The 26,604-nt window shown below is 69.6% G+C and carries 21 protein-coding genes; 5 read left to right on the top strand and 16 right to left on the bottom strand.

Features of this window, described 5'->3' with window-relative positions; genetic code table 11:
• Nucleotides 1-9 precede the first annotated feature (9 nt).
• The 6 genes from JJB11_RS06830 to def all read right to left on the bottom strand — a co-directional run bounded on the left by JJB11_RS06830 (nt 10) and on the right by def (nt 4,333).
• On the bottom strand, nt 10-1,203 hold the full coding sequence (locus JJB11_RS06830) for a phosphoglycerate kinase (RefSeq protein ID WP_201167563.1): 1,194 nt from the start codon (nt 1,201-1,203) through the stop codon (nt 10-12).
• A gap of 82 nt (nt 1,204-1,285) precedes the next feature.
• Nucleotides 1,286-1,624, bottom strand: a complete 339-nt coding sequence (locus JJB11_RS06825; RefSeq protein ID WP_201167560.1) for an AzlD domain-containing protein — start codon at nt 1,622-1,624, stop codon at nt 1,286-1,288.
• Nucleotides 1,621-2,358 (bottom strand): AzlC family ABC transporter permease, encoded by a 738-nt coding sequence (locus JJB11_RS06820; protein WP_201167558.1) that lies wholly within the window; start codon nt 2,356-2,358, stop codon nt 1,621-1,623. Before JJB11_RS06820 ends, JJB11_RS06825 begins: the two co-directional genes overlap by 4 nt.
• On the bottom strand, nt 2,358-3,317 hold the full coding sequence (fmt, locus tag JJB11_RS06815; protein WP_201167556.1) for a methionyl-tRNA formyltransferase: 960 nt from the start codon (nt 3,315-3,317) through the stop codon (nt 2,358-2,360). The genes JJB11_RS06820 and fmt overlap by 1 nt, the downstream gene beginning before the upstream one ends.
• Nucleotides 3,317-3,811, bottom strand: coding sequence for a hypothetical protein (locus JJB11_RS06810; RefSeq protein WP_201167553.1), 495 nt, complete (start codon nt 3,809-3,811; stop codon nt 3,317-3,319). Before JJB11_RS06810 ends, fmt begins: the two co-directional genes overlap by 1 nt.
• A 9-nt stretch (nt 3,812-3,820) precedes the next feature.
• Nucleotides 3,821-4,333 carry a peptide deformylase gene (def, locus tag JJB11_RS06805; protein ID WP_201167551.1) on the bottom strand — a complete coding sequence of 171 codons (513 nt, stop codon included), beginning with the start codon at nt 4,331-4,333 and terminating at the stop codon, nt 3,821-3,823.
• A 167-nt stretch (nt 4,334-4,500) separates the two neighbouring features.
• On the opposite strand from def, the gene JJB11_RS06800 reads away from it, so the two are divergent.
• The 3 genes from JJB11_RS06800 (at nt 4,501) to JJB11_RS06790 (ending at nt 7,389) form a co-directional block, all read left to right on the top strand.
• Nucleotides 4,501-5,703: a LysM peptidoglycan-binding domain-containing protein gene (locus JJB11_RS06800; protein ID WP_201167549.1), complete on the top strand. Its 1,203-nt coding sequence runs from the start codon at nt 4,501-4,503 to the stop codon at nt 5,701-5,703.
• Nucleotides 5,704-5,713: 10 nt separating this feature from the next.
• Nucleotides 5,714-6,823 carry a DNA-processing protein DprA gene (gene dprA / locus JJB11_RS06795; RefSeq protein ID WP_201167547.1) on the top strand — a complete coding sequence of 370 codons (1,110 nt, stop codon included), beginning with the start codon at nt 5,714-5,716 and terminating at the stop codon, nt 6,821-6,823.
• An 83-nt stretch (nt 6,824-6,906) separates the two neighbouring features.
• Entirely contained in the window at nt 6,907-7,389 is a 483-nt protein-coding gene (locus tag JJB11_RS06790; protein ID WP_201167540.1) for a Smg family protein, read from the top strand.
• 63 nt (nt 7,390-7,452) lie between these two features.
• On the opposite strand, the gene JJB11_RS06785 is transcribed toward JJB11_RS06790, so the two are convergent.
• The 5 genes from JJB11_RS06785 to JJB11_RS06765 all read right to left on the bottom strand — a co-directional run bounded on the left by JJB11_RS06785 (nt 7,453) and on the right by JJB11_RS06765 (nt 17,050).
• Nucleotides 7,453-10,071, bottom strand: a complete 2,619-nt coding sequence (locus tag JJB11_RS06785) for a DUF1631 family protein (RefSeq protein WP_201167538.1) — start codon at nt 10,069-10,071, stop codon at nt 7,453-7,455.
• Between the two features lie 7 nt (nt 10,072-10,078).
• A complete protein-coding gene (gene secF, locus JJB11_RS06780) occupies nt 10,079-11,032 on the bottom strand; it encodes a protein translocase subunit SecF (protein WP_201167535.1) in 954 nt (317 codons plus the stop codon).
• Nucleotides 11,033-11,076: 44 nt separating this feature from the next.
• Nucleotides 11,077-12,960: a protein translocase subunit SecD gene (gene secD / locus JJB11_RS06775; protein WP_201167532.1), complete on the bottom strand. Its 1,884-nt coding sequence runs from the start codon at nt 12,958-12,960 to the stop codon at nt 11,077-11,079.
• A 69-nt stretch (nt 12,961-13,029) separates the two neighbouring features.
• On the bottom strand, nt 13,030-13,365 hold the full coding sequence (gene yajC, locus JJB11_RS25935; RefSeq protein WP_201167530.1) for a preprotein translocase subunit YajC: 336 nt from the start codon (nt 13,363-13,365) through the stop codon (nt 13,030-13,032).
• Nucleotides 13,366-13,474: 109 nt separating this feature from the next.
• On the bottom strand, nt 13,475-17,050 hold the full coding sequence (locus tag JJB11_RS06765; protein ID WP_201167529.1) for an indolepyruvate ferredoxin oxidoreductase family protein: 3,576 nt from the start codon (nt 17,048-17,050) through the stop codon (nt 13,475-13,477).
• Nucleotides 17,051-17,178: 128 nt separating this feature from the next.
• Here JJB11_RS06765 and JJB11_RS06760 point away from each other — a divergent pair, with 128 nt between their 5' ends.
• Nucleotides 17,179-17,655, top strand: a complete 477-nt coding sequence (locus tag JJB11_RS06760; RefSeq protein ID WP_201167528.1) for an Lrp/AsnC family transcriptional regulator — start codon at nt 17,179-17,181, stop codon at nt 17,653-17,655.
• Nucleotides 17,656-17,671: 16 nt separating this feature from the next.
• Here the strand turns inward: JJB11_RS06760 and mltA are convergent, their stop codons facing one another.
• Complete coding sequence (gene mltA, locus JJB11_RS06755; protein ID WP_242528869.1) at nt 17,672-18,826, bottom strand: murein transglycosylase A; 1,155 nt, start codon at nt 18,824-18,826, stop codon at nt 17,672-17,674.
• Between mltA and JJB11_RS26330 the strand changes: the two genes are divergently transcribed.
• The gene (locus JJB11_RS26330; protein WP_277988779.1) at nt 18,816-18,938 is read left to right on the top strand and encodes a hypothetical protein; all 123 of its coding nucleotides are present in this window, start codon (nt 18,816-18,818) and stop codon (nt 18,936-18,938) included. The two genes, mltA and JJB11_RS26330, sit on opposite strands and share 11 nt — an antisense overlap.
• Nucleotides 18,939-18,954: 16 nt before the next feature.
• Here JJB11_RS26330 and JJB11_RS06750 read toward each other — a convergent pair whose 3' ends face one another.
• Genes JJB11_RS06750 through JJB11_RS06735 form a run of 4 tightly spaced genes read right to left on the bottom strand, consistent with a single transcriptional unit; the run spans nt 18,955 to nt 26,586 of the window.
• Nucleotides 18,955-19,590, bottom strand: coding sequence for a response regulator transcription factor (locus JJB11_RS06750; protein ID WP_201167526.1), 636 nt, complete (start codon nt 19,588-19,590; stop codon nt 18,955-18,957).
• A gap of 2 nt (nt 19,591-19,592) precedes the next feature.
• Nucleotides 19,593-21,728 (bottom strand): ATP-binding protein, encoded by a 2,136-nt coding sequence (locus tag JJB11_RS06745; protein ID WP_201167525.1) that lies wholly within the window; start codon nt 21,726-21,728, stop codon nt 19,593-19,595.
• On the bottom strand, nt 21,667-22,476 hold the full coding sequence (locus JJB11_RS06740) for a carbon-nitrogen hydrolase family protein (RefSeq protein ID WP_201167524.1): 810 nt from the start codon (nt 22,474-22,476) through the stop codon (nt 21,667-21,669). The genes JJB11_RS06745 and JJB11_RS06740 overlap by 62 nt, the downstream gene beginning before the upstream one ends.
• Before the next feature lie 9 nt (nt 22,477-22,485).
• A complete protein-coding gene (locus JJB11_RS06735; RefSeq protein ID WP_201167521.1) occupies nt 22,486-26,586 on the bottom strand; it encodes a YhdP family protein in 4,101 nt (1,366 codons plus the stop codon).
• Nucleotides 26,587-26,604: the final 18 nt, after the last annotated feature.

The raw sequence follows: 26,604 nt of genomic DNA, 5'->3' as shown, positions 1-26,604 counted from the left end.
GCAGCGCCGTCAGCCGGCCGCGCGCTTCTCCAGGATCTCCAAGGCCGGCAGCGTCTTGCCTTCGAGCACCTCCAGGAAGGCGCCGCCGCCGGTGGAGATGTACCCCACGTCCTTCTCGATCCCGTACTTGGCGATGGCGGCCAGCGTGTCGCCGCCGCCGGCGATGCTGAACGCGTCGGACGCCGCGATGGCACGCGCGATCGTCTCCGTGCCGTGCGCGAAGGCATCGAACTCGAACACGCCCACGGGTCCGTTCCACACGATCGTGCCCGCCGACTTCAGCTGCTGCGCGAGCTTCTGCGCGGTCTGCGGACCGATGTCCAGGATCATCTCGTCGGGCTGGACGTCGGATGCCGCCTTGACGGTGGCCGGCGCGTCGGCCGCGAACGTCTTCGCCACCACCACGTCGGTGGGGATGGGCACCTCGGCGTTGCGCGCCTTCATGGCCAGCATGACGCTGCGCGCCTCGCCGACGAGGTCGGCTTCGGCGAGCGACTTGCCGATCGGCAGGCCCGCGGCGAGCATGAAGGTGTTGGCAATGCCGCCACCGACGATCAGCTGGTCGACCTTCTTCGCGAGCGACTGCAGGATGGTCAGCTTGGTCGAGACCTTGGAGCCGGCGACGATCGCCACCAGCGGGCGCCTCGGCTGCGCCAGCGCCTTGGTGATGGCATCGATTTCCGCGGCGAGCAGCGGGCCGGCGCAAGCGATGGGCGCGTACTGCGCCAGGCCGTAGGTCGTGGCCTCGGCGCGATGGGCCGTGCCGAAAGCGTCGTTCACGTAGATGTCGCACAGCGCCGCCATCTTCTTCGCGAGCGCGGGGTCGTTCTTCTTCTCGCCCTTGTTCACGCGGCAGTTCTCCAGCAGCACCACTTCGCCGGGCTGTACGTCGACGCCGTCCACCCAGTCCTGCTTGAGCGGCACGGGGCGTCCGAGCAGCTCCGAGAGGCGCTTGGCCACGGGAGCGAGCGAGTCCTCGGGCTTGAGCTCACCCTCGGTGGGGCGGCCCAGGTGCGAGGTCACCATCACGGCGGCGCCACCGGCGAGCGCCATCTGGATGCAGGGCACCGAGGCACGAATCCGCGTGTCCTCTGTGATGTGGCCGGCATCGTCCTGCGGCACGTTGAGGTCGGCGCGGATGAAGACACGACGGCCGCGGGCGCGGCCCTCGTCGCACAGGTCGGAAAAACGCAGGACTTTCATGGTGCTGGCTCGAAGAAGGGGATCCGCCATTCTAGGAAGCCTGGCGCCCGCGCTGGTGGGCGGCGGCGCAAACCGCGCGAACTTACCAGTGGAGCGCGAGGTGCAGGGGCAGGTAGACCGCCATGCCCAGCACCAGCGTGAGCAGCACGCTGCGCCGCCAGAAGAACACCAGCGCGCCGGCGGCCGCCGCGAACAGGCGCGCGTCCTGCCAGGTGCCGGCGAGGTGGCCGTTGCTCATCACCACCTCGGGAGCCACGACTCCGGCGAGCGCGGCGACCGGCGCGTACTTCAGCGCCCGGTGCGCCCAGGCCGGCAGCGACCAGGGCCGATCCAGGATGAAGAAGAAGCACCGCGTGAGCACCGTGACGCCGGCGAGACCGGCGATCACGAACAGCGTCCAAGCGTGGGTTTCCCCTCTCATGCCGCCTTCTCGCGCGTCGGCAGCAGGCGGCGGTTCTCCAGCCAAATGCACGCCAGCACCGCCACGGCGATCGCGGCGACGATGTTGAGCTTCAGGGGCAGCGCGTACGCGGCCACGGCCGCCACGCCGGCAATCCCACCGGCCACCACGCGCAAGGGCGTGTTCGCCAGCGAGCAGAGGATGCCCACCAGGCAAAGCACGCCGGCGAAGCCGAGTCCCCAGGCGCTCGGGATCGCGTGGCCGAGCGCCACGCCCGCCAGGCTGGCGCCCGTCCAGGCGCACCAGGTCACGAAATAGTTTCCAGCCAGGAACGATTCCTGCGCGTGCCGGCCGGCATCGTCGGCCGCAGGCTGCGGGAAGCGCGCGGTGAACACGGCATAGCTCAGGTCCGCCGTGAGGAAACCGTTCACCAGCCGCCGCCAGCGCGGCATGTACATGAGGTAGTCGCGCAGGTGCAGGCTGAAGACCACGAAGCGCAGGTTCACGCAGAAGCCGGTCGCCCAGATCACCCATGCGGGTGCACCGGCCACGATCAGGGGAATGGCGGCGAGCTGCGAGCTGCCGGCGTAGACCAGCACGGTCATGGCGACGGCTTCCACCACGCTCATGCCGGAGTTCACCATCGCCACGCCCGTCATGAGTCCCCACGCGGCGAGGCCCGGCGCGACCGCAGCCGTGGCGCGCATGCCTAGGCGGAATTCGGGATGGCGGTGGACGCTGCGCAGGAAGAACATCAGGCCTCGAAGCGCATGCCCGGCTCCAGCGGGAAGCCGCGCAGGAATTCCGCCGCGGCGAGCCGCTTGCCGCCGGGGCGTTGCAGCTCGGTGATCTCCAGCCGCCCCTGCCCGCACGCGACACCGATGCCGTCGGCATCGACCGCGACGATGGTGCCCGGCGCGACGCTGCCGCGCCCCTGCATCAGCGCCCGGGCACGCCAGACCTTCACCGTCTCGCCGCGCACTTGTGCGCTGGCGCCGGGAAAGGGATCGAACGCGCGGATGCGGCGCTCGATCGCGTCGGCGGCGTTCGTCCAGGCGATCGCCGCCTCGGACTTCTCGATCTTGTGCGCGTAGGTCACGCCCTCGGCGGGCTGCGGCACGGGACGCAAGCCACCGCAGGCCGCGAGTTCCAGTGCCTCGACGATCAAGCGCGCGCCGAGCGCGGCCAGCTTGTCGTGCAGCGTCGCCGTGGTGTCGTCCGCGGCGATCGGCATGCGTTCGGCGAGCAGCATGTCGCCCGTGTCCAGCCCCGCGTCCATCTGCATGATGGTCACGCCGGTCTCCGCGTCGCCCGCCTCGATCGCGCGGTGGATGGGCGCGGCGCCGCGCCAGCGGGGCAGCAGCGAGGCATGGATGTTCAGGCAGCCCAGGCGCGGCAGGTCCAGTGTCCACTGCGGCAGGATCAGCCCGTAGGCCGCGACGACGAGGACGTCGGGCCGTGCCGACGCGAGGGCCTCGCGCGCGGCGGCGGCGGCTTCCGGAAACTTTCCGTCCAGGCGCAGGCTGCGCGGCTGCGCGACCGGGATGTGGTGGGCTTCGGCGAACTGCTTGACCGGCGAAGGCTGCAGTTTCATGCCGCGTCCGGCAGGGCGGTCCGGCTGGGTCAGCACGAGCGGAATGGCGAAGCCCGCCGCGTGCAGGCGTTCGAGCGCGGCCCGGGCGAATTCGGGCGTGCCGGCGAAGGCGACTTGCATCAGCGCCGGTCGGCGGGGCCGTTGAAGTGCTCGATGCCGGGATGGGCGCGGCGCACGATGCCCTGCGGGTCGAAGTAGACGTACCAGAACATCGGGCCCTGGCCCGGTTCGTACCAGCGGTAGGTGTAGATGTCGCCCTGGAAGCTCGCCACATGATCGACCAGCGCAGGCGGGCCGAACTCCGCCTCGACGTCGACGCGCGTCCATTGGTCGGGAACGATCCGGTTGAATTCGGCCGGCGTCATGACCTGCCGCACCTGCATGACGTGGCCGGTCGCGTCGAGGTCCACCATGAACGCGTAGCGCCCGGTCGGCTGCAGCGTGTACTGCATCCGCTCGCCGCCGTTGGCCAGCGGCAGGACGCGAATGGGCTGCCCCGCATGCGCGATCACATCCTGGCGCGAGGTGCCGGCCGGGATGTTCATCGTGTTCCAGGGATTGGCGCAGCCCACCAGCGACGCCATGCAGAAAACCAGTGCGGCAGCGACTCGCATGGGGCCTCCTCAGACCCGCTCGGTGTCGCGGCGGGCCTTCAGCATCTTGGTCTTGATGCGGTTGCGCTTCAAGGGCGAGAGGTATTCCACGAAGACTTTACCGAGCAGGTGGTCCATCTCGTGCTGGATGCACACGGCCAGCAGGCCCTCGGCCTCGACTTCGCGCGACTGGCCTTCGCCATCGATCGCCCGCACCCGCACCGCGCGTGAACGCTCGACGCCGTCATAGATACCGGGCACCGACAGGCAGCCTTCGTCGCCGACCTGCTTCTCCGCGCTGGCCCAGGTGATCTCGGGGTTCACCAGCACGAGCGGCTGGTTGCGCTCTTCGGACACGTCGATGACGATCAGCCGCTCGTGCACGTCGACCTGCGTCGCGGCCAGGCCGATCCCGTTGGCGTCGTACATCGTTTCCAGCATGTCGGCGATGAGTGCGCGGATGCGTGCGTCCACCGCCTGCACGGGTTTGGCCACCGTGTGCAGCCGCGGATCGGGGTAGGTGAGGATGGGAAGAAGTGCCATGGCAAGGCGGATCGGGCGTTGTCGCTATTTTCGCCACTTTTGCCGTTGCAGGTCGCCCACAAAGCCAATAAACATTGCCCGATCAAGGACTTGAGGCCAGAATCGCCAGCAACTTGTCAAGAGCGGACGAAAACGAGATGGCTCCAACCAAGGCAGCTTTTGGCCTGATGAGAACCCGCACGATCGCAGCCTGTGCCGCGCTGGTCGTGGGAGGCGGGTGGGCCCTCACGACGGTGGCACAGAACTACCCGATCACGCCGCAACAGCGCTCCACGGCGGAGCAGGTTGCGAAGGCCGGGGTGCCGCTGTCCGAACTGGCGCCCGATGCGCCGGACACCTACACCGTCAAGTCCGGCGACACGTTGTGGGCCATCTCCGGCAAGTTCCTCAGGACCCCGTGGCGCTGGCCCGAGCTGTGGGGCATGAACATGGACGAGGTGCGTAACCCGCACCGCATCTACCCGGGCCAGATGCTTTACCTGGAAAAGGTGGACGGCGTCGCGCGCCTGCGCATGGGCCGACCGCCCGAGGGCGCCGAGCCGATCGGGACGGTGCGCGTGTCGCCGCGCACCCGCATCTCGCAGGTGCAGGACACCTCCATCCCCGCGCTGCCGCCGCACATCATCGAACCGTTCCTGAACGAGGCGATCCTGGTCCAGCACGCCGAAGACCTGGAGAACGCGCCGCGCATCGTGGCGCTGCCGGAGAACCGCTCCATGGTCACCCGGGGCGACCGCGCGTATGTGCGCGGCCAGGGCGGCCCGCTGGTCGAGCGCGACCCGCGCGTCACCGAATACTTCCGCGTGTACCGCAACGCCGTGCCGCTGAAGGATCCGGTCACCGGGCACGTCCTCGGCTACGAGGGCAAGTACCTCGGCACGGCGGAACTGGTGCGCAACGAGACCGTGCAGGACGTGCCGCGCGATGGCGGCCGCATCGTTCCGACCATCGTGCCCGCCACGATCGACATCGTGCGCGCCAAGGAGGAGATCGCCGTGGCCGACCGGCTCCTGCCCGAGCCGCCGCGCACGCTCGAAACCTATGTGCCGCATGCCCCGGCCGGCCCGGTGAACGCGTCGATCATCTCCGTCTACGGCGACGCCGTCGCCCTGGTGGGCCAGAGCTCCGTCGTCGCGCTGAGCGCGGGTGCGGCCGAAGGCGTCGAGAACGGCACCGTGCTGGCCATCCTGAAGAACGGCGCGACCATCACCGACCGCTCCAAGGGCGGCGAGATCGCCACGCTCAAGCTGCCGGACGAACGCGCCGGCCTGCTGATGGTGTTCCGGACGTTCGATCACCTGGCCTACGCGCTGGTGCTGGAAGTCACCGACGCCGTGCGGATCGGCGACCACGTGACCAACCCGCGCTGAGACTGGCGCCATGGAGCGCGACGAGCTGGCCGGCTGGCTGCGCCTCGCGCTCACGTACGCGGTCGACGGTGCCGCGGCACGCCGGCTGCTCGCCAGCTTCGGCCTGCCCGCGGCGATCCTGCAGCAGGAAGCCTCCGTGCTTGCGCAGGTGATCGGCCTCGCGGCCGCGGACAGCCTGCGCCGCGAGCCTGAGGGATTCCCCGAAAAGCTGGAAGAGACCTGGGCCTGGCTGCAGCGAGACCCAGGGCAGCGCGCCATCCTCACGCTCGGGGATCCCGACTATCCCGCCTCCCTGCTGGCGATCGAAGATCCTCCCCTGATGCTTTATGCGCAGGGGCGGCTCGGGCCGGCGCCGCAGCGGGCGCTCGCGATCGTGGGCAGCCGCAACCCCACCGCGCAAGGCCTGCAGAACGCCCGGCGCTTCGGCCGTGCCTTCGCCGAGAGCGGCGTCACGGTGGTCTCCGGCCTGGCCCTGGGCATCGACGGCGCGGCCCATGAAGGCGCGCTCGAGGGCGCGCCGCCCGGCCTGCTTGCGACCATCGCCGTCGTCGGCACCGGCCTGGACCGCGTGTATCCCAAGCGGCACCTGGAGCTCGCCCACCGCATTGCGGAGCGCGGCCTGATCGTCAGCGAGTACCCGCTCGGCACGCCGCCCCTGCAACAGAACTTCCCCCGGCGCAACCGCGTGATCGCCGCGTTGAGCCAGGGCACGCTCGTCGTCGAGGCCGCGGTGCAATCCGGGTCGCTGATCACGGCGCGCTTCGCCGCCGAACAAGGCAAGGAAGTGTTCGCCATCCCGGGCTCCATCCATTCGCCACAGTCCCGCGGATGCCACGCGCTGCTGCGCCAGGGCGCCAAGCTGGTGGAAAGCGCGCAGGACGTGCTGGAGGACTTGCGCTACGTGCTGCCGGCGCAGCCCGCGGCGGCCGCCGGCGAGGAACCCGAGGGCGAGAACCCGTTGCTCGATGCGCTGGGTTATGACCCCGTCACGCTCGATGCGCTGATCGCGCGGACCGGCATCCCCGCGCCGCTGCTGCAAGCGCAACTGCTGGAGCTCGAACTGGCGGGGCAGGTCGCGCGCCTGCCAGGTGGCCTGTTCCAGCGGCTCGGCACCGCGTGAGTGCCGCGCGCACCGACGCGCGCGTGCAACAACGCCGAAAAAAGACTTTGCGCCTTGGCGCAACGCGTGCACCATCGTTCTTCATGTTTGAAGTGCTGGTGTTCGTTTACGAAAACTACTGGCGCGGCGATGCCTGCCCCGAGCTCCACCAGCTCGAACGCAAGCTCAGCGCCCATGGCTTCGAACCCGACGAGATCCACGAGGCCTTGGTGTGGCTCGACGGACTCAACGTCGCCGCCCAGAACATCACCGTTCCCGAAGAATCCCAGCTCGAATGGTCGCCCGAACCGAGCGACACGAGCATGCGCGTGTTCTCCGTCGCGGAGCAGGACCACCTGGGCGCCCACGGGCTCGGCTTCCTCGCCTTCCTCGCCAGCGCGGGCGTGCTGCCGGCGGCCTTGCGCGAGATCGTCGTGGACCGCGCGATGGCGGCGCCCGGCGACCCGGTTCCGCTGGACGCGCTGAAGATCATCGTGCTGATGGTCTACTGGCACTTCAGCATCGAGCCCGATGCGCTGATCCTCGACGAGCTGTGCGACGACACCGAGGACCGGGTGGCGCACTGAAGCAAGAGGAAGGGGGCCGCGGCCCCTTTCTGCTTTCATCTTCCCGTGCGCGCGCAGCGCGCGTCAGGACAGCAGGCGTTCGGGGTTGGCGTCCAGCTTGGCCAGTGCATCGCGCGTGGCGCGCACGGTGAGCGCTTCCTCTTCGGTGGGCACCAGCAGGTTCGCCTGCAGGTAGGCGGCCAGGCGGCGGATGGGCAGCAGGAAGCAGTAGCCTTCGCCCGAAGCGAACAGGTGCAGCTGGCGCCGGTCGCTGCACCACACGTACTGCACCTGGTTCATGCGGCCGTTGTGGTCCAGGGTGAACCAAGTCCCGATCTGGATCTCGTTGGCCCAGGCCATGTTCGCCGCATTCGGCTGCGAGCCGCCCGAGCCGATCACCTCGATCATCGAGGCATCGATGCCCAGCATCATCTCGATGCTTTCCTGGTCCAGCGGCAGTTCGCCCGCGTCGTCCTCCGAAACGAAGTCTTCCAGGTTGGCGAGCCGCTTCGTCATCTCCTCGATGCGCGCGTGCGGAATGGCCTCGGTCTTGGACAGGAAGGCGTCGGCCAGCGTGTCGCCGATCACCTTGATGTGGTTCTCCTGCTCGGTGGGGTCGAGCCCCAGGAGGCTCATGCCGCGGCGCAGGCGCGCCAGCAGGTCAGGCAGGTCCTGGATCACCTTCGCCCGGTCATGGCGGTTCGGCTTCGCACTGGCGGCCCAGACGAGGTCGCTGGCGGACTTCTTGAGCGCGAGCGTCTCTTCGTGCTGCGGACCGTTCTTCACACCCGCGACGGCCAGCACCTCCGCCCACACCTTGAACAGGAACTCGCGGATCTCGTCGCGCACCGGCACGTCGCTGAGCATCTTGCGCAGCTCGATGGTGTACTGGATCGCCATCGTCTCCTTCTGCTCCACCTGCTGGGCGACGCTGACCAGCTTCTGCGTCGGGCCCTTCTCGGTCAGGAACCGGGACAGGAAGCGGTGGAACTCGTCGTACACCAGCTGGAACACGCGCCGACCGGTCTCCGGATACTGCTCGATCACCTGCACGACCCGGCGGATCTCGGTCTCGAGCGCGCTGCCGGAGATCGCCGACGAATCGAAACCAAGGACGCACGAGCCCATGCGGTCGATCAGCTGGCGCGCGGGATGCTCCAGCGAGCCGAAGAATTCGGGCTCGGCGAGCGCGACCCGCAGCACCGGCATCTGCAGGCGCGCGAACCACACGCGCACGGAGGGCGGGATGCGCTCTTCGGCCAGGATGCTCTGGAACATCAGCGCCACGATCTCGATCGTGGCCTTCTCGTTCGTGCTCGACGCCCTCTGCTTGAGGTCCAGCGAGCGCTTGCGCAGGTCCAGTGCGACCTGTTCGACGGCGTCGTCGTCGAAGACGACGATGTCGCCCACCGTCATGGCCTCGTTGACGCGGGTCTGCACCTGCGTCTGCACCTGGGTGGCGTGGTGCGTCACCGCAGCGACCAGGGACGCCGAAGGCGGCACGCCGGGGGAGCCGTCCTGGCCGTCCTGCATGCCGACCTTGTCGCGCAGGAGTTTCTTGAGCTGGCCCAGCACGCCCGTGGCCCGCGCGCGCGCGCGCCCCAGCGGCGTCCCGGCCTCCGCGCCGGCCGGCCCGGCCATAGCCTGCGCGGGCGAGAAGAAGGACTCCGGGTTGCCCGAGGCATTCCCGCTCCTGGATCCGGTGCCGCCTGGCCCGGCGAATGCGCTGCCGGCGAAACCGCTGCCGGCAAAGCCGCTGCCCGCGAAACCTCCGCCAGCGCCGCCGCCGGACTGCGTCGCGGTCCCTGCAGACCTGCTGCCGCTTCCGCCGCCGCCGCCGCCGCCGGCACCACCGCCACCGCCGTCACCACCGCCGCCGGAACCGCCGTTGCCGGAACCAGTGCCGCCCGAACCACTACCGCCGGACCCGCCGCCCGAGCCGCCGCCACCGCCGCCCGAACCACCCGCCTCGGAACCGCCGCTGCCCGAACCGCCGCTGCCCGGACCGCCGCGGCCGCCTGCTTCCGGCGCACGCGGCGCCGAGGTCGGGCCCGCTGCGGGCCGCCTCACGCGGGAACGCAAGTCGATGTTCTGCAGCACCCCGTTTTCCACCAGGAACTCATTCGCCCGCTGGTAGCCCTCGAGCGCTCGCGGCACGACCATGGCCTGGACCACGTCCTTGACGCTCGCCCAGGTCTCGCGCGACAGCTTCGCCACCGCCCATTCGTCCAGCATCAGCTGCGCGAGCGCCTCGGGCCGCAGCACGTCGTCGGGCCCCAGCTCCTCGCCGCCTTCGAGGTGCACGATGCGCAACTTGAGGTCGTTGAGCTCCCAGACGGCCTTTTCCTGGATCGCCATCGCCAGGCGGCTGGAGAGAATCTTGTTCTCCACCACGTCGTCGCCGATCAGCTCCAGGCTGGCAAGCTCGACGCGCACGCGCGCGGTGGCCGCCGGCGGCACCACGGCGCGGCGCCAGGCACGCGCGACCGCGTCCACCCACTTGCCCGAGCACTGCTCGAACTCCACCAGTTCGTCCCGGCGCTGCTGCATGTCACGGCTGCTTTGCGCCGTGTTCATCTGCTCGGCGAGGACCGTACGGATGGAATCCGACAGCTCGGGCAGCACACCCTGCATGTGCACCACGAAAAGCTCGCGCGCCTGGCGTGCCAGGGGCGTCGCGGCGGAAGGAACCGGGGACGCCATCGTGCCCTTAGACCGTCGCCCCGGCGTTGGGGTCGTTGGGGTCGCCTTCGCGACGGGACTGCGTCTTCACCAGGTCTTCGCGCTTGATGCCCAGCCACATGGCGATGGCCGCGGCGACGAACACCGACGAATAGATGCCGAACAGGATGCCGATGGTCAGCGCCAGCGCGAAATAGTGCAGGGTGGCCCCGCCGAACAGCAGCATGGACAGCACCATCATCTGCGTGCAGCCGTGGGTGATGATCGTGCGGCTGATGGTGGAAGTGATCGCATTGTCGATCGTCTCCACCGTGCTCATCTTTCGGTAGCGGCGGAAGTTCTCGCGGATCCGGTCGAAGATCACGACCGACTCGTTGACCGAGTAGCCCAGCACCGCGAGCACCGCCGCCAGCACCGCCAGCGAGAACTCCCACTGGAAGAAGGCGAAGAAGCCCAGGATGATGACGACGTCGTGCAGGTTGGCGATGATCGCCGCCACCGCGAACTTCCATTCGAAGCGGATGGCCAAGTAGATCATGATGCCGGCGACCACCATCGCCAGCGCCTTCAGGCCGTTGGAGACGAGCTCCTCGCCGACCTGGGGACCGACGAACTCGACCCGGCGCAGCGAAACGCTCGGATCAACGGCTTTCAGGGCCGACAAAGTGCGGTCGCTCTGTTGTGCCGAACTGACGCCCTTCTGCGCCGGCAGCCGGATCAGGACGTCACGGGCCGTCCCGAAGTTCTGCACCTGCACGTCGCTGTACCCCAACTGCGCGACCTCGCGGCGCACCGTTTCCACGTCGACCGGCTGCGCGTAGTTCACTTCCATGACCGTGCCGCCGGTGAACTCCACCGACAGGTGCAGGCCCTTGGTCGTCAGGAAGAACACGGCGGCCAGGAACGTGACCAGCGAAATCACGTTGAACACCAGCGCGTTCTTCATGAACGGGATGTCCCGGCGGATCTTGAAAAACTCCACTACTTGTCCTTTGCTTCGTCGCTGCGGCGCCCGAGCACGATCTTCTACTCGGCCTTGGTTATAGCGCCATCGGCGCCCGGCCGCCAGACCGTTCCGATGGATACCGTCCTGAGCTTCTTCTTGCGGCCATACCAGAAGTTCACGAGCCCGCGCGAGAAGAACACCGCGGAGAACATGGACGTCAGAATGCCGATCACGTGCACCACGGCGAAACCGCGCACCGGCCCGGAACCGAAGGCGAGCAGGGCCACGCCGGCGATCAGGGTGGTGACGTTGGAGTCCAGGATCGTCGCCCAGGCGCGGTCGTAGCCGGCATGGATGGCCGCCTGCGGCGAGGCGCCCCCGCGCAGCTCTTCCCGCACCCGCTCGTTGATCAGGACGTTCGAGTCGATGGCCATGCCCAGCGCCAGCGCCATGGCGGCCATGCCGGGCAACGTCAGCGTGGCTTGCAGCATGGACAGGATGGCCACCAGCAACAACAGGTTGACAGCCAGCGCCAATCCGGAGAACAACCCGAACAGCATGTAGTAGATGCCCATGAAGGCGACGATCGCGGCGAAGCCCCACGCCACGCTGTGGAAGCCCTTGGCGATGTTCTCGGCGCCCAGGCTGGGGCCGATGGTCATCTCCTCGACGATCTCCATGGGCGCCGCGAGGGAGCCGGCGCGCAGCAGCAGCGCCGTGTCGTTCGCTTCGACGGTGCTCATGCGACCGCTGATCTGCACCCGGCCACCGCCGATCTCGCTGCGGATCACGGGCGCAGTGACCACCTCGCCCTTGCCCTTCTCGAACAGCAGGATGGCCATGCGCTTGCCCACGTTCTCGCGGGTGACGTCGCGGAAGATGCGCGCGCCCTTGGCGTCGAGCGTCAGGTGCACCGCCGGCTCCTGCGTCTGGTTGTCGAAGCCGGCCTGCGCGTCCGTGAGATTCTCGCCGGTGAGCACCACCTGCTTCTTCACGATCACCGTGTGGCCCTCGCGATCGAGGTAGCGCTCGTCGCCGAAGGGCACCGGGCCCGCGCCGACCTCGGCCGCGCGCCCTTCGGCGCTCTCGTCCACCATGCGCACTTCGAGCGTCGCGGTGCGGCCCAGGATCTCCTTGGCCCGCGCGGTGTCCTGCACGCCAGGGAGCTGCACGACGATGCGGTCCAGCCCCTGCTGCTGGATCACCGGCTCGGCCACGCCCAGCTCGTTGATCCGGTTGTGCAGCGTCACCATGTTCTGCTTGAGCGCCTGCTCCTGCACCTTGCGCGCGGCCTCCGGCTTGAGCGTCGCCACGAGCGTGGTGGTGTCACCCTGGACGCGCTCGGCGACCTGCAGGTCGGGGAACTGGTCGGCCAGCACGGCACGGGCGGCCTGCAAGGCCGCCGGATCCCGGAAGGCGATCTCCACCGCCTGGCCGTCGCGGCTGATGCCGGCATGGCGGATGTTCTTGTCACGCAGCACCGTGCGCAGGTCGCCCGCGTACGACTCCGCCTTCTTGGTCAGCGCCGCCTGCATGTCCACCTGCAGCATGAAGTGGACGCCACCGCGCAGGTCCAGGCCCAGGTACATGGGGCGCGCATTGATGGCGGTCATCCACGAGGGCGTCTTGGACAGCAGGTTCAACGCCACCGAATAGGCCGCGTCGTTGGGATCGGGCGTCAGCGCCTTCTGGATCGCGTCCTTCGCCTTCAGCTGCTGGTCGGTGTTCTCCAGCCGCACCTTGATCGAGTTCGGGTCGCGCTCGATGTCCAGCGGCTTGATGCCGGCCTGCGCCAGCGCCTGCTGGATGCGCGCCTGCGTCGAGGCGTCCACCTTGACCGTGCCGCGCGCCGAGGACACCTGCACGGCCGGGTCTTCGCCGAAGAAGTTGGGCAGGGTGTAGAGCACCCCGATCAGCAGCGCGACCAGGATGATCGCGTACTTCCAGAGAGGGTATCGGTTCATGGATTGAGCGTTGCGCGACCGGCGTCGAGCGCGTCCAGGCTTGCTGGACGCCCGACACGGAACGCCGACTTACTTGATGGAGCCCTTGGGCAGGACCTGCACGACCGCCGTGCGCTGTACCGTGACTTCCACGCCCGGCGCCACTTCCACGCCAAGGTAGGTGTCGCCCAGCTTGGTCACGCGGCCCAGCAGGCCGCCGGAGGTGGCGACCTCGTCGCCCTTGGCCAGCGCCTCCACCATCGTGCGATGTTCCTTCTGCCGCTTCATCTGCGGCCGGATCATCACGAAATAAAGCACGACGAACATGAGGACCAGCGGCAGCAGGCTCATGAGGGAGGACTGCATGCCCCCCTCGCCGCCTGCGGCGGCCGGCGCCGTTTGGGCGTAGGCGGAAGAAATGAACACGGTGGCTCCAGGGCTAGGACCGGTGAAGGCGCCCGCAGCGCGGCCTGCGAAGGCCCGCCGCGGGAAGAAGACGGGATTGTATGCGGCCCCTCCGCAGGCCCCCGCAGGCTCAGGCAGCCTGGCGCTGCGCGTCCTGCCCGCGCCACTGCTCCAGCAGCCGCTGCCACTCGGGGCGCACGGCCGCGAGATTGCGGGCCTTCACGTGGCCGTAGCCGCGGATCTTCTCCGGCAGCGCCGCAATCTGCACGGCCAGCGCATGGTTGCCCGGCTTCAGTCCCGCCACGAGCTCCTCGACCGTGGCCCGGTACTCGCCGACGAGCGCGCGTTCGGTGCGGCGTTCCTCCGTGTGGCCGAACAGGTCCAGCGCCGTGCCGCGCAAGCCCTTGAATTTCGCCAGCACGCGAAACAGCGAATACGTCCAGGGGCCGAACTTGCTCTTCACCAGCTCGCCCTTGTCGTTGTGCCTGGCGATCAGGGGCGGCGCCAGGTGGTAGTGGATGCGGAAGTCGCCCTCGAACTGCGCCTGCACCTGCTCGCGGAAGCCGGTCTCGGCGTGCAGGCGCGCCACCTCGTATTCGTCCTTGTACGACATCAGCCGGAACAGCCCCTTGGCCACGGTCTCCGTGAGCGTCGTCTTGCCGAGGGCCGATTCGGCCGCCCGCACCTTTTCCACGAAATCGCGATACCGCTGCGCATAGGCGGCGTTCTGGTAGGCGGTGAGGAACTCGACCCGGCGCGCCACCAGGCTGTCGAGCGTCTCGCGCTTCTTGAACTCGATCACCTGCGCCCCCGGCGCGACGAGGCCGGCGACCTGCGCGGGGTCGTGGGCTGCGCGGCGGCCCCACTCGAATGCGGCCTTGTTGTTGTCCACCGCCACGCCATTGAGCTCGATGGCCCGCAGGATAGCCTCGCGCCCGAGCGGCACCCAGCCCTTCTGCCAGGCGAAGCCGAGCATCATCGGGTTGGTGTAGATGCTGTCGCCCATCACCTTGGAGGCCACGCCGTCGGCATTGAAGGCCGCGAGGTGTCCCGGTCCGACCACCTTGCCGATTTCATCGGCGCAGGCATCGGAAGGATTCTCCCAGCCCGGGTTCTTCACGAACGCCGCGGTCGGCGCGCTATGGCCGTTCAAGGCCACGCGGGTGCGGCCCGCGCGCATGCGCACCACCGTCTCCTTGCCGCCCGTGACGATGGGGTCGCAGCCGATGATCAGGTCGGCCGCCGCCATGCCCACGCGGGTCGTGCGGATCGCGTCCTGGTCGTCGGCGATCAGCACGTGGCTCCAGGTGGCGCCGCCCTTCTGGGCGAGGCCGGCCGCGTCCTGTGTGACGATGCCCTTGCCTTCGATGTGCGCGGCCATGCCGAGCAACTGGCCGATGGTGATGACGCCGGTGCCGCCGACGCCCGCCACCACGATGCCGTACGCGTCGGCCGTCGCCGGCAGCACCGGGTCCGGCAGCGCGGGGCCGTCATACGGCGAAGGCGCCTTCTCGGCGGGCTTCGCCTTCTTCTTCAGCTGGCCGCCCTCGACCGTCACGAAGCTCGGGCAGAAGCCCTTCAGGCAGCTCGTGTCCTTGTTGCAGGTGCTCTGGTTGATGGTGCGCTTGCGGCCGAACTCCGTTTCCAGCGGCTCCACGGACAGGCAGTTCGACTTGACGCTGCAGTCGCCGCAACCCTCGCACACGAGGTCGTTGATCATGACCCGCACGGCCGGATCGACCATGGTGCCGCGCTTGCGGCGGCGGCGCTTCTCGGTGGCGCAGGTCTGGTCGTAGATCAGCGCCGTGACGCCCGGGATTTCGCGCAGCTCGCGCTGAACGCGATCGAGCTCGTCGCGGTGATGCACGGTGGCGCCCGCGGGCAGCTTCGCGCCCTGGTATTTCTCCGGCTGGTCGGTGACGACAACGATGCGCACCACGCCCTCGGCGTCCAGGCTCTGCGCGATCTGCAGCGGCGTGTGCCCTTCGGGGCGCTCGCCCACGGGCTGGCCGCCGGTCATGGCGACCGCGTCGTTGTAGAGGACCTTGTAGGTGATGTTGACGCCGGCCGCGATGGCTTGCCGGATGGCCAGCAGGCCGCTGTGGAAGTAGGTGCCGTCGCCGAGGTTGGCGAACACGTGCTTCTCGTTGGAGAAGGGCTGCTGGCCGACCCAGGGCACGCCCTCGCCGCCCATCTGCGTGAAGCCGATCGTGGAGCGGTCCATCCAGGTCGCCATGAAGTGGCAGCCGATGCCGGCCATGGCGCGCGAGCCTTCGGGCACGACCGTGGAGGTGTTGTGCGGGCAGCCCGAGCAGAACCACGGCATGCGGTCGCCCTTGACCTCCACCACCTGCATCGCGCTCTCCTTGGCCTCGAGGATGGCGAGCTGCGCGTCGATCCGCGCCTGGACGTCGCCGTCTAGCCCCAGCTTGCGCAGGCGCCGGGCGATCGCGCGGGCAATCAGCGCCGGCGAGAGGTCCGCGTTGGCGCGCAGCAGCGTATGGGCCGTCGGGTTCGGCATGGACCACTCGCCGCCGGAATACTCGCCCTCACCCTCGCCCTCGTCGAACTTGCCCACCACGTTGGGACGGACGTCGGCACGCCAGTTGTACAGCTCCTCTTTCAGCTGGTACTCGATGACCTGGCGCTTCTCCTCGACCACGAGGATCTCGCGCAGGCCTTCGGCGAACTCGCGCGTGCCCTGCGCTTCCAGCGGCCACACCACGCCGACCTTGTGCAGCCGGATGCCCAGGCGCCGGCAGGTGTCGTCGTCGAGCCCCAGGTCCAGCAAAGCCTGGCGCGTGTCGTTCCAGGCCTTGCCGCTGGCGATGATGCCGAAGCGGTCGTGCGGCGTGGCAACGGCGTTGTAGTTGAGGCGGTTGGCGCGGATGTACGCGAGCGCTGCGTACCACTTGTAGTCGAACAGGCGCGCTTCCTGGTCCAGCGCCGCGTCGGGCCAGCGGATGTGCAGGCCGCCCGGGGGCATCTGGAAGTCGGCGGGCAAGCGGATCTGCACGCGCTCGGGATCGATCACCGCCGTGGAACTGGATTCGACGATCTCCTGGATCGTCTTCATGCCGGCCCACACGCCCGAGTAGCGGCTCATCGCGATCGCATGCAAGCCCATGTCGAGGATCTCCTGCACGTTCGCAGGGAAGAACACCGGCAATCCGCAGGCCTTGAAGATGTGGTCGCTCTGGTGCGCCGCGGTGGAGCTCTTGGCGACGTGGTCGTCGCCGGCGACCGCGATCACGCCGCCCCAGGGCGTGGTGCCCGCCATGTTCGCGTGCTTGAACACGTCCGAGCAACGGTCCACGCCCGGGCCCTTGCCGTACCAGATGCCGAACACGCCGTCGAACTTGTTGCTGCCCGGTGGCGCGAAGCCGAGTTGCTGCGTGCCCCACAAGGCGGTGGCTGCGAGCTCCTCGTTCACGCCGGGCTGGAACACGATGTTCTGGGCCTGCAGGTACTTCCTGGCCTTCCAGAGGGCCTGGTCGTAGCCGCCCAGCGGTGAGCCGCGGTAGCCGCTGATGAAGCCGGCGGTGTTCTTGCCCTGCAAGGCGTCGCGCTGCCGCTGCACCATGGGCAGCTTCACCAGCGCCTGCACGCCGCTCATGAAGGCGCGTCCCACGTCGAGCGAATACTTGTCATCCAGCGTGACGGTTTCCAGCGCCTTGCGGATGTGTTCGGGCAGGGGTGCGTTCATCTTGCGTTCGTCTCCTGTGCGTGCCTCTTGGGCAGGGGACAGTGTAGGCCGCCCAGCCGGATAGGATTTTGCGTTCTTTGCCGCAGAACCGCTAGGATGAGAAAGATCCTTTCGCAAAAACCCGCTTCATGGAAACGCTTGATAGATATGACCTCCAGATCCTGGCCGAGCTGCAGGCCGACGCGCGCCTGACGAACGCCGAGCTCGCCCAGCGCGTGGGCCTGTCGGCCGCGCCCTGCTGGCGGCGCGTGCGGGCGCTCGAAGAAGCGGGTTTCATCAAGGGCTACCACGCCGAGATCGACCGCCACAAGATCGGCCTGGGCGTGCTCGCCTTCGTGCGCCTGGACGCGGATCGCAACACCGGCGAGAGCACGCGGGCCATGGAGGACGCGATCCGCAGGATCCCGGAGATCGTGTCCTGCCATTACATCAGCGGCGCGGGCACCTTCGAGCTGCAGGTGGTTTCGCGCGACCTCGACACCTTCTCGCAGTTCGCGCGCCAGGTGCTCATCAACCTGCCGAACGTGAAGGACATCCACACCAGCTTCTCGCTGGGCGAGGTGAAGGCGAGCGCGAGCTGGCCGCTCGCCCACCTGAAGGCCTGACCCGTCGCCGGCGCGTTCAGCGCGGCCACAGCGCCCACAGCGCAAGCGGCTGCTTCAGGCGCCCGGCGATGTCGCCTGCCTCCGGGCCGGAACCGACGAAGAAATCCGCGCGCACCGCTCCGACGATGGCGCCCCCCGTGTCCTGGGCGAACACCAGCCGGTTCAGGTTCAGCAGCGGCCCGGGGGACGACAGCCACACCGGCGTGCCGAAGGGAATGCTGTCCTTGTCCACGGCGATCGAGCGGCCTGGCGTCAGTCCGACCCCTTGCGCCCCGCGCGGCCCGAAGTCGGCCTCCAGCGCCGACAGGGGCGCCTCCCGGAAGAAGACGTAGCGCGGATTGGCCCACAGCATCTCCTGCACGCGCTGCGGATTCGCGCGCGCCCAGGCCTTGATGCCGGGCCACGATGCATCGGTGATCGCGCGCTGCTGCAGCAGCCAGCCGCCCACGCTGCGGTAAGGCTGGTCGTTGCTGCCGGCGAAGGACAGGCGCGCCAGCGTGACGCGGCCGTCCGGCTCGCGGATACGCAGGCGCCCCGAACCCTGGATCTGCAGCGAGAGCGCGTCCAGCGGGTCGGCGACATAGGCGATCTCGTGTCCGCGCAGGGCCGCGCGCGCCTTGGGATCCGTCTCGATCTCCTGGCGCGTGTACCAGGGACGGCGCATGGCGAGCAAGGCAGGCGGCCGGTACAAGGGCACGGACTCCGCCGCAGTCGGCACGCGCGAGGCGTCCATGGCGGGCTCGTAGTAGCCCGTGAGCAGCGGGTCGCCGGACGGCTGCAGCGGTTCGATGCGATACGGCTGCAGCCGCTGCATCATCCAGGCACGCTGCTCCTGCGGCGCGGCGATGGAGAGTTGCCGCACGTCGCGGCACAAGGCCGCGAAGGGCGCGGCCGGCCGCTCGCAGTCGCGCACCCAGGCGTTCCACGCCTGGTCCATGGCGTCGTCCGCCAGCCCGGGCAGCTCGGACCAGCGCACCGGCTGCCAGCGACTCTTGCCCGTGACGCGCGCGGGCGGCAGGGGCGCGTTGTCGTCGGCCAGGGACGGGGCCGCAGCGACACCCGCAGGCTGGCCGGGTTCCGGGCGAGGTCCGGGCGCGAGCGGCGGCGCGGCGCAACTGGCGAGCATCCCTACAATCACGGCGAAGACCAGGACCGGGAACATGCTGCTCATTGTGCTGGAGGCGCTCGTTGCGCTCGTGCTGCTGCTACTCATCGTGTGGTGGACGATGTTTTCCGGGCGCGAAGGCGGCGAGCCGCCGTCCGACGACCAGCCGCCGCGCTAGCAACCCACGAGGCGGGCTAGTCCTGTGCATCGCGCAGCAGGTTCGCGAGTTCGACGGCGGACTTCACCTCCATCTTGTCGAACACGCGGGCCCGGTGCACTTCCACCGTGCGCACGCTGATCGAGAGCTGGTCGGCGATCAGCTTGTTGGGCAGGCCCTTCGCCACCAGGCGCATCACGTCGCGCTCGCGTTCCGTCAGCTCGGCCAGCCGTCCCTGCAGCACGCCGCGGGCTCGCTCGGCCGCCATCACGTCGGCGGAGCGGCGCAGCGCCTCTTCCACGCGGTCGACCAGCGCGTTGTCGGAGAACGGCTTCTCGCAGAAATCGAAGGCGCCGCGCTTGACCATGTCGACCGCCGTCGGAACGTCGGCATGGCCGGTCAGGAAGATGACCGGCATCAGCGCGACCAGTTCGCGCTCGACGATCTTCTCGAACAACGCGAGGCCGCTCATGCCCGGCATGCGCACGTCCAGCAACAGGCAGCACGGATGCGTGGGCTGCCAGCCGCCCTGCAGCACGGCGTCGAATTCCTCGGCGCTGGCGAAAGTGGAAGACAGCAGCCGGCGCGAGCGCAGCAGCCAGGCCAGCGCTTCGCGCACGCCGGCATCGTCGTCGACGATGAAGACGGTGGCGTCGGAGAAGGGCGGCTGCATGTTCAGGCTTCCTTGGCCGGAAGGGTGAAACGGAAGATCGTACCTTGCGGCTGGTTCGGCTCGAACAGCAGCTGGCTGCCATGCTGCTCGACCACCGTGCGGCACAGGCTCAGGCCCAGGCCCATGCCTTCGGCCTTGGTGGTGAAGAAGGGCGTGAACAGCTGCTGCTGGATCTCCTCGGGAATGCCCGGGCCGCAGTCGGCCACCGAGAATTCCAGCCAGCGCTTGCCGCCCTCCGCGGCGGGCGCCGCGCGCACCCGCACCACCAGCTCCGGCCGCGCCACGCGCGCTTCGTCCATGGCCTGCATCGCATTGCGCGCGAGGTTCAGCACCACCTGCTCCACCATGGTCCGGTCGCACACCACGGGCGACAGGCCGGCGTCCACCCGGACCTCGACATGCACGCCCAGCTTGCGCGCCTGCAGGTTGACCAGCGGCAGCACGGCCTCGATCAGCGCATCGGCCGCGACCACCTCGCGCGCCTGGTCGCGCCGCCGCACGAAGTCATGCACGCTCCTGATGACGCGACCGGCGCGGTCCGCCTGCTCCGCGATGCGGCGCATCGCAAGCTGCAGGTCCGCGGCCGGAGGCGGCGCATGCTGCAGCAGGTTCATGGAGCCGGTGGCGTAGCTCGCGATGGCGGCCAGCGGCTGGTTCAGCTCATGGCTCAGCAGCGACGCCATTTCGCCCACCGTGGCGAGCCGCGCGGTCGCCTGCAAGCGCTCCTGGCTCGCGCGCGACAGCTCCTCGACGCGGCGTTGCTCGCTGATGTCCAGCACCGCGCTCATCCATCCCGTCTGCAAGCCTTGGGCGTTGATCAGGGGCGCCTCGATGATCAGCACCGGCAGCCGCGTGCCGTCCTTGCGCATGAACACCGACTCGAAACCTTCGCGCGGCGGCCGGTTGCCGCCGGTGAGGCGCACCTGCTGGCGCTTGCCGTATTCCTCCGCGCGCTCGGGCGGCCAGTACGGCGGCGGCGCGCCCTGGCCCAGCAGCTCCTCGGGGCGGAAGCCCACCATCTGGCAGAAGGCGGGGTTCACGTACGTGGTGCGGCCCTGCAGGTCGCGCGCGCGCAGGCCGGTGACCAGCGAGTCCTCCATCGCCTTGCGGAAGGCGAGCGCGTCCGCCAGGTCCTGTTCCACCCGCAGCCGCCGGCGCGTGTCGTTGGCCAGCATGACGAGCACCGTGACCAGCGCCACCGACATGACCGTGACCAGCGCCGTGAGCACGTTGGGAAACAGCTCCGGCTCCGAGCGGCGCCAGCTGTCCATGCGCAGCACCATCGTGTTGCCGGTCAGGTCCAGCAGCTGCTGCGCCGTGTACACGCGCGTGCCGCGGTGGGCGAGTCCGTGCATCGCCAGCCGCGTGCCGTCGGCCTCGGTGAACGAGATCTCCTGGCTGCGTCCCATCTGCGGGCCGATCTGCGTGGCCAGCAGGTCCGTCAGCGAATAGGTCGCGACGACATAGCCCTCGAGCTTGCCGGCCTCCGTGTCCGGCAGGCACAACTCCATCAACTCCAGCCCCAGGCCATCGGGCTGGGGCTCGAAGTGGCTGGCCGAGTACGCATGGCTGCTCAGGCGCCTGGCCGTGGCACAGGCCTGCTGCACCTCGGGGAACGAATTGCCGCGGCCCAGGCGTTCGAACACGGGCTTGCGGTAGGGCGTGTCGACCGCGGAGAGCACCTCGAGGTTGGGCGCACGCCACTCGATGCGCACCCATTCGCGATGCCGGCGCAGCAGCCCCTCGGCCGCCGTGCGCCACGCGTCCGCGTCCATCTGGCCGGTCTCCAGCGCCTGCAGCTCCTGCACGTTGCGCGTGAGCGCCGAGCGCATGTCGCTGAGCGCATCGGCCACGTCCCGCTCGACGGCGGCCTGCGCCACGCTGGCCTCGTAGCGTGCGGCCAGGTACACCAGCGCCGCCAGCAGGCCCACCACGAGCACGGCCAGCAGCCCCCACAAGCCGGCGCGCCGCCAGTGGGAGAAGTAGCGCAGGCCGGACAGCGGCAGGACCTGGCTGCTCAGAGGAATACCCTCCGCGCTACGCGCTGGGGGGTTCGCCTTGGGGCGGCCCGGCGGCTCACAGGATCCGGTTGTCCAGCGCCGGCAGTTCGGCGCGCACCTGCGCGAGGCGCTGCGCATCGAGGTCCGCCTGCACCAGGCCGGGCCCGTCCTGCACGCGCTCGGCCAGCACCGTGCCCCAGGGATCGACCAGCATCGAGTGCCCCCAGGTGCGGCGGCCGTTCTCGTGCACACCGCCCTGGGCGGGCGCGCAGACATAGGCGAGGTTCTCGATGGCCCGCGCGCGCAGCAGCACTTCCCAGTGCGCCTGGCCGGTGCCGTAGGTGAAGGCGCTGGGCACCAGCAGCAGGTCCGCGCGCAGGGCCCGGTACAGCTCCGGGAAGCGCAGGTCGTAGCAGACCGACAGGCCCACGCGCCAGGCATGCCCGTCGCGCGAGGCCAGCGTGAACGTGTGCGGCGTGGCGCCGCGCTCGATCACCCGCGTCTCGTCGTACTGCTCGCGCCCGTTGTCGTAGCGAAAGAGGTGCAGCTTGTCGTAGCGCGCGACGCATTCGCCTTGCGGGGAGAACACCAGGCTGCTGTTGCGCACGTGCTGGTCGCTCTCGGCCACCAGCGGCAGCGTGCCGCCCACGATCCAGATCCCGAGCCGGCTGGCGCGATCGGCGAGGAAGTCCTGGATCGGCCCGCTGCCGAAGCGCTCGCGCACCGCCAGCTTGTCGCGGTCGCGCTGTCCCATCAGGCAGAAGTATTCCGGCAGCACCGCGAGCTCGGCGCCTTGCGCCGCGGCCTCGCCCAGCAGCGCGCGCGCGGCTTCGAGGTTGCCGGGGACGGTCGTGCCGGAGACGGTCTGGAGCGCAGCGATCTTCATGTCAGGCCTTCAGCGGGCAGGGGGTTCGGCGGCAGGCGCAATGCCGCGCGCCGATGCAGTGGCATTGCGGTCGACGTGCACCACGCGCGGATCCGCCCAGGTGCCGTCCACGTGGAACTCCTGCGTCGCCGCCTTCATGAGCGGCTCGCGCAGGAACATTTGCGCCAGGAAGGTGCCGAGACCGATGGCCGGGTTGATCGCGGTGGCCACGAGCGAAGCCGTTCCGGCGTTGATCTCGGGCACGACGACCACCTTCAGGTCCTGCGTCTCGTGCGCGAGGTCCGCCTTGCCCTCCATCAGCACCGCGGCGTTCACGCCCTTCATCTGCAGGTTGTTGGTCGCGGCGATGCCCTGGTCGATGGCGACGTCGCCGCGCACGAAATCGAAGGCGAAGCCCTGGCTGAAGACATCGCGGAAATCGAGCGTGAGGCGGCGCGGCAGCGACTGCAGGCTGAGCACGCTCAGGAGCTTGCCGAGCCCGGGCTGCGCCTTCAGGAACTGCCCGTTCTCCACGTCGAGATGGAAGTTGCCGGTGAGGCTGGGATAGTCGAGCGCCATGGGCGACCCCAGCCACGACACGGTCCCCTCCATCGCGCCGCGGCCGCGCCGCACCACGTCCTTCATCCCGAAGCGCGCGAGCGCCTGGCCGGCGTCTGCGATGTCCAGGCGGAACTTCATCGAGGTGCGCCGCTGCTCGCTGGAGCGCGCGCCACCGGCCTGCGCTCCCAGCGCCGCCCAGTTGCCCGATGCGGTGAAGCTCGCCTCGGGCGTGGTCAGCGCCAGCTTGTTCAGGCGCCATTCGCGCGCGGCGCCGGCCGCAGCCGGGCCGGCGCCGCGATTGACGGCGTCGATCTCCAGGCGACCGAGCTTGCGGCCCTTCAGCTCGAAGTCCTCCACCATCACGTCGAGGGCCGGGATGTTCGCGGGCTGCTGTTCCAGCAGGTTCTCGACGTCGCTCGCGGCGGAGTCCGCCATGTTCATCCGGGCCAGGCGCGCATACAGGCGGCCGAAGCCGGCGGATTGCGGCTGCCGGTATTCCACGTAGCCATTGGCTTCCTGCGCATCGACATTGGCGCGCCAGGTGCGCGCGTCGAGCGAGCCGCCGATGACGACGTTGTGCAGCGTGTGTCCTGAAACGCTGAGCTCCCGCGCGCGCAAGGCGAGCGTGGCCGGCAGGTAGCCCATGCCCGCGCTGCCGCTGTCCGCACGCGCCGCGCCAGGGGCGTTCGCGCCGGGCGTGCCTTCGGCGCCGGTGATGCGGGCCAGGGCATTCTGCCAGGCATCCACGTCGATGCGCCCGAGTTGCACGTTGGCAGCGACGCCCTCGGCGGGCATCGTCACGCTCTCGCCGGGCGACAGGCCCACGGCGATGGTGCCGCGCAGGAGCTGCGGCTCCGGCGTGCCGAGGTCGCGCACGAAGGCGACGGAGACGAGCTTGCCGAGGTCGACCGAAAGCAGCTCCTGCAGGCGTGCACCCGGCGCGAGCGAGTCGCGGGTCAATGCGGTCTCGAAACGCAGCGGCAACGCGGTGTCGGCGGCCTTGGCGAGCGGCGCCGGCAAGTGGATGGCCATGCCCTGCAGGTTGCTGGTGAGCTGCACCTCCGGCGTGTCGCGGCGGAAGGCGATCGCCAGGTTGTAGCCGGCGCTGCCGTTCAAGTCGCGCGCGAGCCGCGCGACGGGGCCGAGTTCGCGCGCCTGCCGCAAGCCTTCCGCGGTGACCGTGCCCTGGGCCCGCAACTGCACGCTGCTTTCGCCGTTGACGGTGCGCGTGCCGCCTTCCAGGCGAACGTCCCCGCCGAGCGCGCGCGCTTGCACGCCGGCGAGCTGGAAGCCCTTGTCCGAGAACTGCACGACGCCGCGCGAGCGCGCGAGCCAGGGCGTGTCCGGCGAGAGCTGCACGTCGTTGCCGGCGAGGGTGACCGTGCCCTGCACCTGCGAGCGGCTCACGTCGTGCAGCGGGAGCGCCAGGCGCAGGCCGACCTCCGCGCTGCCGTTGGCCGTGGTGCGGGCCAGCGCGTGATTGATCATGCCGCCCGCGGGAGAGGTGTTCACCACCGCAAGTGCATCGGCCACGGGGCCCGCGATCTTTCCCTGCACCTGCACCTGCGGGCTGTGGAAGTCGGGGATCGTTGCATCGGCCTGCACCTGCAGGTGGGGCAGCCCCTTCACCTGCCCGCGCACGCCCTTCACCTGCATCCCGTTGCCCTGGAAGACCAGCTCGCCGGTGAGCTGCGCGAGCGGCGGCCAGGACTGCGGGCCGCGTTGCCCGGTCCGCGGCACGTAGGCGAAATCCACGTCGGTGACCGGCGCGGTAACCAGGAACTCGCCGCCCTTGTTGTCGGCAAACGGGAAGCGCTGCAGGTCGCCGCGCACGCGGAACTTCACGCCGCTCGCGCGCCCGGCCTGCACCGATGCATGCACGTAGTCGCGTGCCGCCTTGGGCACGCCCAGCGGCAGATAGCGCCACACGCGGGTGCCGTCGGCGCGTCTGAGCGAGCCTTGCAGGTCCAGGCGGCCCGGCAGGCGCCGCGCACCCGCCTGCTTGCGCGGATCGCCGGTGTGCCAGCTCGCCCGCAGGTCGCCCTCGGCGTCCGCGTTGCTGAAGCGCGCCTTGTCCACGCGCACGGCGATCTGGTCGCCTTCGAGCTGCCACTGCACGTCCGCATCCAGCTTGTCCAGGGGCAACACCGGATCTTCGAACACGCCCGGGAATTCCAGCGCACCCTGCGCGATGGCGACGCGCGCCTTGCCGCCGGTCTGGGTCAGGTCGAAGTCCAGCGCGGCACCGCGGACGCCGGGACTTGCCGCATGACCGTCGCCGCCCGGGCGGGACGCCAGCTCCAGGCGAACGGCGCGGCCGTGCGCCTCGTATTTCAGCGGCGCTTCCAGCGGCCCCTGCCAGCGCGCCTGCACGCTCTCCACCAGCCCGCGCGGCGCATAGGCCTGCAGCGCCGCATGCGTGGTCGCATCGAGCGGCAGGCGTGCAGCGACCTGGCTCAGCGCACCCAGGTCGAGCCGGTCGGCCTGCAGCTCACCCCGCGCGGGCGCATCGCCCTCGGCCTCCGTCCACGCCAGCGCGACGTTGCCGCCCGGCCAACGCTGGCCGTCGCGCGTGAGGAATTGCAGGTCCTCGGTCTTCAGCTCGAAGCCGGTGGCCAGTCGCTTGCCGCCGACCCGCCCGGAGACCGACTGCAGCTCCAGCGGCTGCAGTTGCGGCCCCAGCGTCGCACTGACGTCCGTGAGCGCCACGTCGGCCGTCCCGCCCACGACCTGCCCCTGGCTCACGTCGGCCCAGGCGCGCAGGCGGCCCCGGCCTTGCGCGATGTCGATGCCGAGGTCGGCCTGCTGGCGCAGCTGGGACAGGTCGACCCAGGCGAAGTCGGCATGCACCTGGCCGCTCCACTGCTGCCAGCGCCCCGGGTGCGAGGACAGCAGCGGCTGGCGGAACAGGCCCACCAGCGTGAAGCGCTTGCCCCAGTCGCGCGGCGGCGTCGCGTCGAGGCGCAGCATGTGGCGGTTGCGCGCGTTGCGGGCGACGAAGTCGACCTGGCTGAGCACCAGTGGCGCGGCGCCCCGCTGTTCGTCCGTCCACTGGATCCAGCCGCCCTGCAGGACGACCTCGGTCTGGTTGAAAAACCAGTCCGCTGCCCGCCCCTCGTTGTCGCTGCTGCGCGAGAGATCCAGGCCGCCGACGAAGATGCGGCCTCCGCGGTCGCGCCGGATGTCGACGCGCGGCTGGTCGATGTAAAGCTGCTCGAAGCCGAGGTTCCAGAGCGACCGCGGCGACAGCGCCGCGACCACCGTGGGCAGGGTGAGCGCGGCACGTCCTTGCGCGTCCAGCAACTCGACGTCCTGGAAGGTGAACGACGGGATCAGGCCCTCGCTGCGAGCGCTGATGCGGCCGATGCGCACCGGCACGCCGAGCACCTGGCTCGCGCGCAATTCCAGCGCGGGGCGAAGCTCGCCGATTCGCGGCACAATGAACTCATGGAGCGCACCCCAGGCCAAAGCCATGAGCAGTCCCGCGGCCAACAGCAGCCACAGGGACCACTTGACCGCTGCGGCAAACAACCTCAGCGTGCGTGAGGGATTCGGCGGCGTCGCATTCATGAATACATCGAGCAGGCA

It is taken from the genome of Ramlibacter ginsenosidimutans, assembly GCF_016654015.1.
Lineage (GTDB): Bacteria > Pseudomonadota > Gammaproteobacteria > Burkholderiales > Burkholderiaceae_C > Ramlibacter > Ramlibacter ginsenosidimutans.
Note: the sequence above shows the minus strand (reverse complement) of the source record. Positions and strands in the feature narration are given on the sequence as shown.

What these genes read in the sequence shown, in the direction of transcription:
- JJB11_RS06830 (WP_201167563.1), bottom strand. Translation starts at nt 1,203, where the DNA reads ATGAAAGTCCTGCGTTTTTCCGACCTGTGCGACGAGGGCCGCGCCCGC.
- JJB11_RS06825 (WP_201167560.1), bottom strand. Translation starts at nt 1,624, where the DNA reads ATGAGAGGGGAAACCCACGCTTGGACGCTGTTCGTGATCGCCGGTCTC.
- JJB11_RS06820 (WP_201167558.1), bottom strand. Translation starts at nt 2,358, where the DNA reads ATGTTCTTCCTGCGCAGCGTCCACCGCCATCCCGAATTCCGCCTAGGC.
- fmt (WP_201167556.1), bottom strand. Translation starts at nt 3,317, where the DNA reads ATGCAAGTCGCCTTCGCCGGCACGCCCGAATTCGCCCGGGCCGCGCTC.
- JJB11_RS06810 (WP_201167553.1), bottom strand. Translation starts at nt 3,811, where the DNA reads ATGCGAGTCGCTGCCGCACTGGTTTTCTGCATGGCGTCGCTGGTGGGC.
- def (WP_201167551.1), bottom strand. Translation starts at nt 4,333, where the DNA reads ATGGCACTTCTTCCCATCCTCACCTACCCCGATCCGCGGCTGCACACG.
- JJB11_RS06800 (WP_201167549.1), top strand. Translation starts at nt 4,501, where the DNA reads ATGAGAACCCGCACGATCGCAGCCTGTGCCGCGCTGGTCGTGGGAGGC.
- dprA (WP_201167547.1), top strand. Translation starts at nt 5,714, where the DNA reads ATGGAGCGCGACGAGCTGGCCGGCTGGCTGCGCCTCGCGCTCACGTAC.
- JJB11_RS06790 (WP_201167540.1), top strand. Translation starts at nt 6,907, where the DNA reads ATGTTTGAAGTGCTGGTGTTCGTTTACGAAAACTACTGGCGCGGCGAT.
- JJB11_RS06785 (WP_201167538.1), bottom strand. Translation starts at nt 10,071, where the DNA reads ATGGCGTCCCCGGTTCCTTCCGCCGCGACGCCCCTGGCACGCCAGGCG.
- secD (WP_201167532.1), bottom strand. Translation starts at nt 12,960, where the DNA reads ATGAACCGATACCCTCTCTGGAAGTACGCGATCATCCTGGTCGCGCTG.
- JJB11_RS06765 (WP_201167529.1), bottom strand. Translation starts at nt 17,050, where the DNA reads ATGAACGCACCCCTGCCCGAACACATCCGCAAGGCGCTGGAAACCGTC.
- JJB11_RS06760 (WP_201167528.1), top strand. Translation starts at nt 17,179, where the DNA reads ATGGAAACGCTTGATAGATATGACCTCCAGATCCTGGCCGAGCTGCAG.
- JJB11_RS26330 (WP_277988779.1), top strand. Translation starts at nt 18,816, where the DNA reads ATGCTGCTCATTGTGCTGGAGGCGCTCGTTGCGCTCGTGCTGCTGCTA.
- mltA (WP_242528869.1), bottom strand. Translation starts at nt 18,826, where the DNA reads ATGAGCAGCATGTTCCCGGTCCTGGTCTTCGCCGTGATTGTAGGGATG.
- JJB11_RS06750 (WP_201167526.1), bottom strand. Translation starts at nt 19,590, where the DNA reads ATGCAGCCGCCCTTCTCCGACGCCACCGTCTTCATCGTCGACGACGAT.
- JJB11_RS06745 (WP_201167525.1), bottom strand. Translation starts at nt 21,728, where the DNA reads ATGCGCAGCGCCTCGCGCAGGTGCGCGCCGAACTGCCGGCGCTGGACA.
- JJB11_RS06740 (WP_201167524.1), bottom strand. Translation starts at nt 22,476, where the DNA reads ATGAAGATCGCTGCGCTCCAGACCGTCTCCGGCACGACCGTCCCCGGC.
- JJB11_RS06735 (WP_201167521.1), bottom strand. Translation starts at nt 26,586, where the DNA reads ATGAATGCGACGCCGCCGAATCCCTCACGCACGCTGAGGTTGTTTGCC.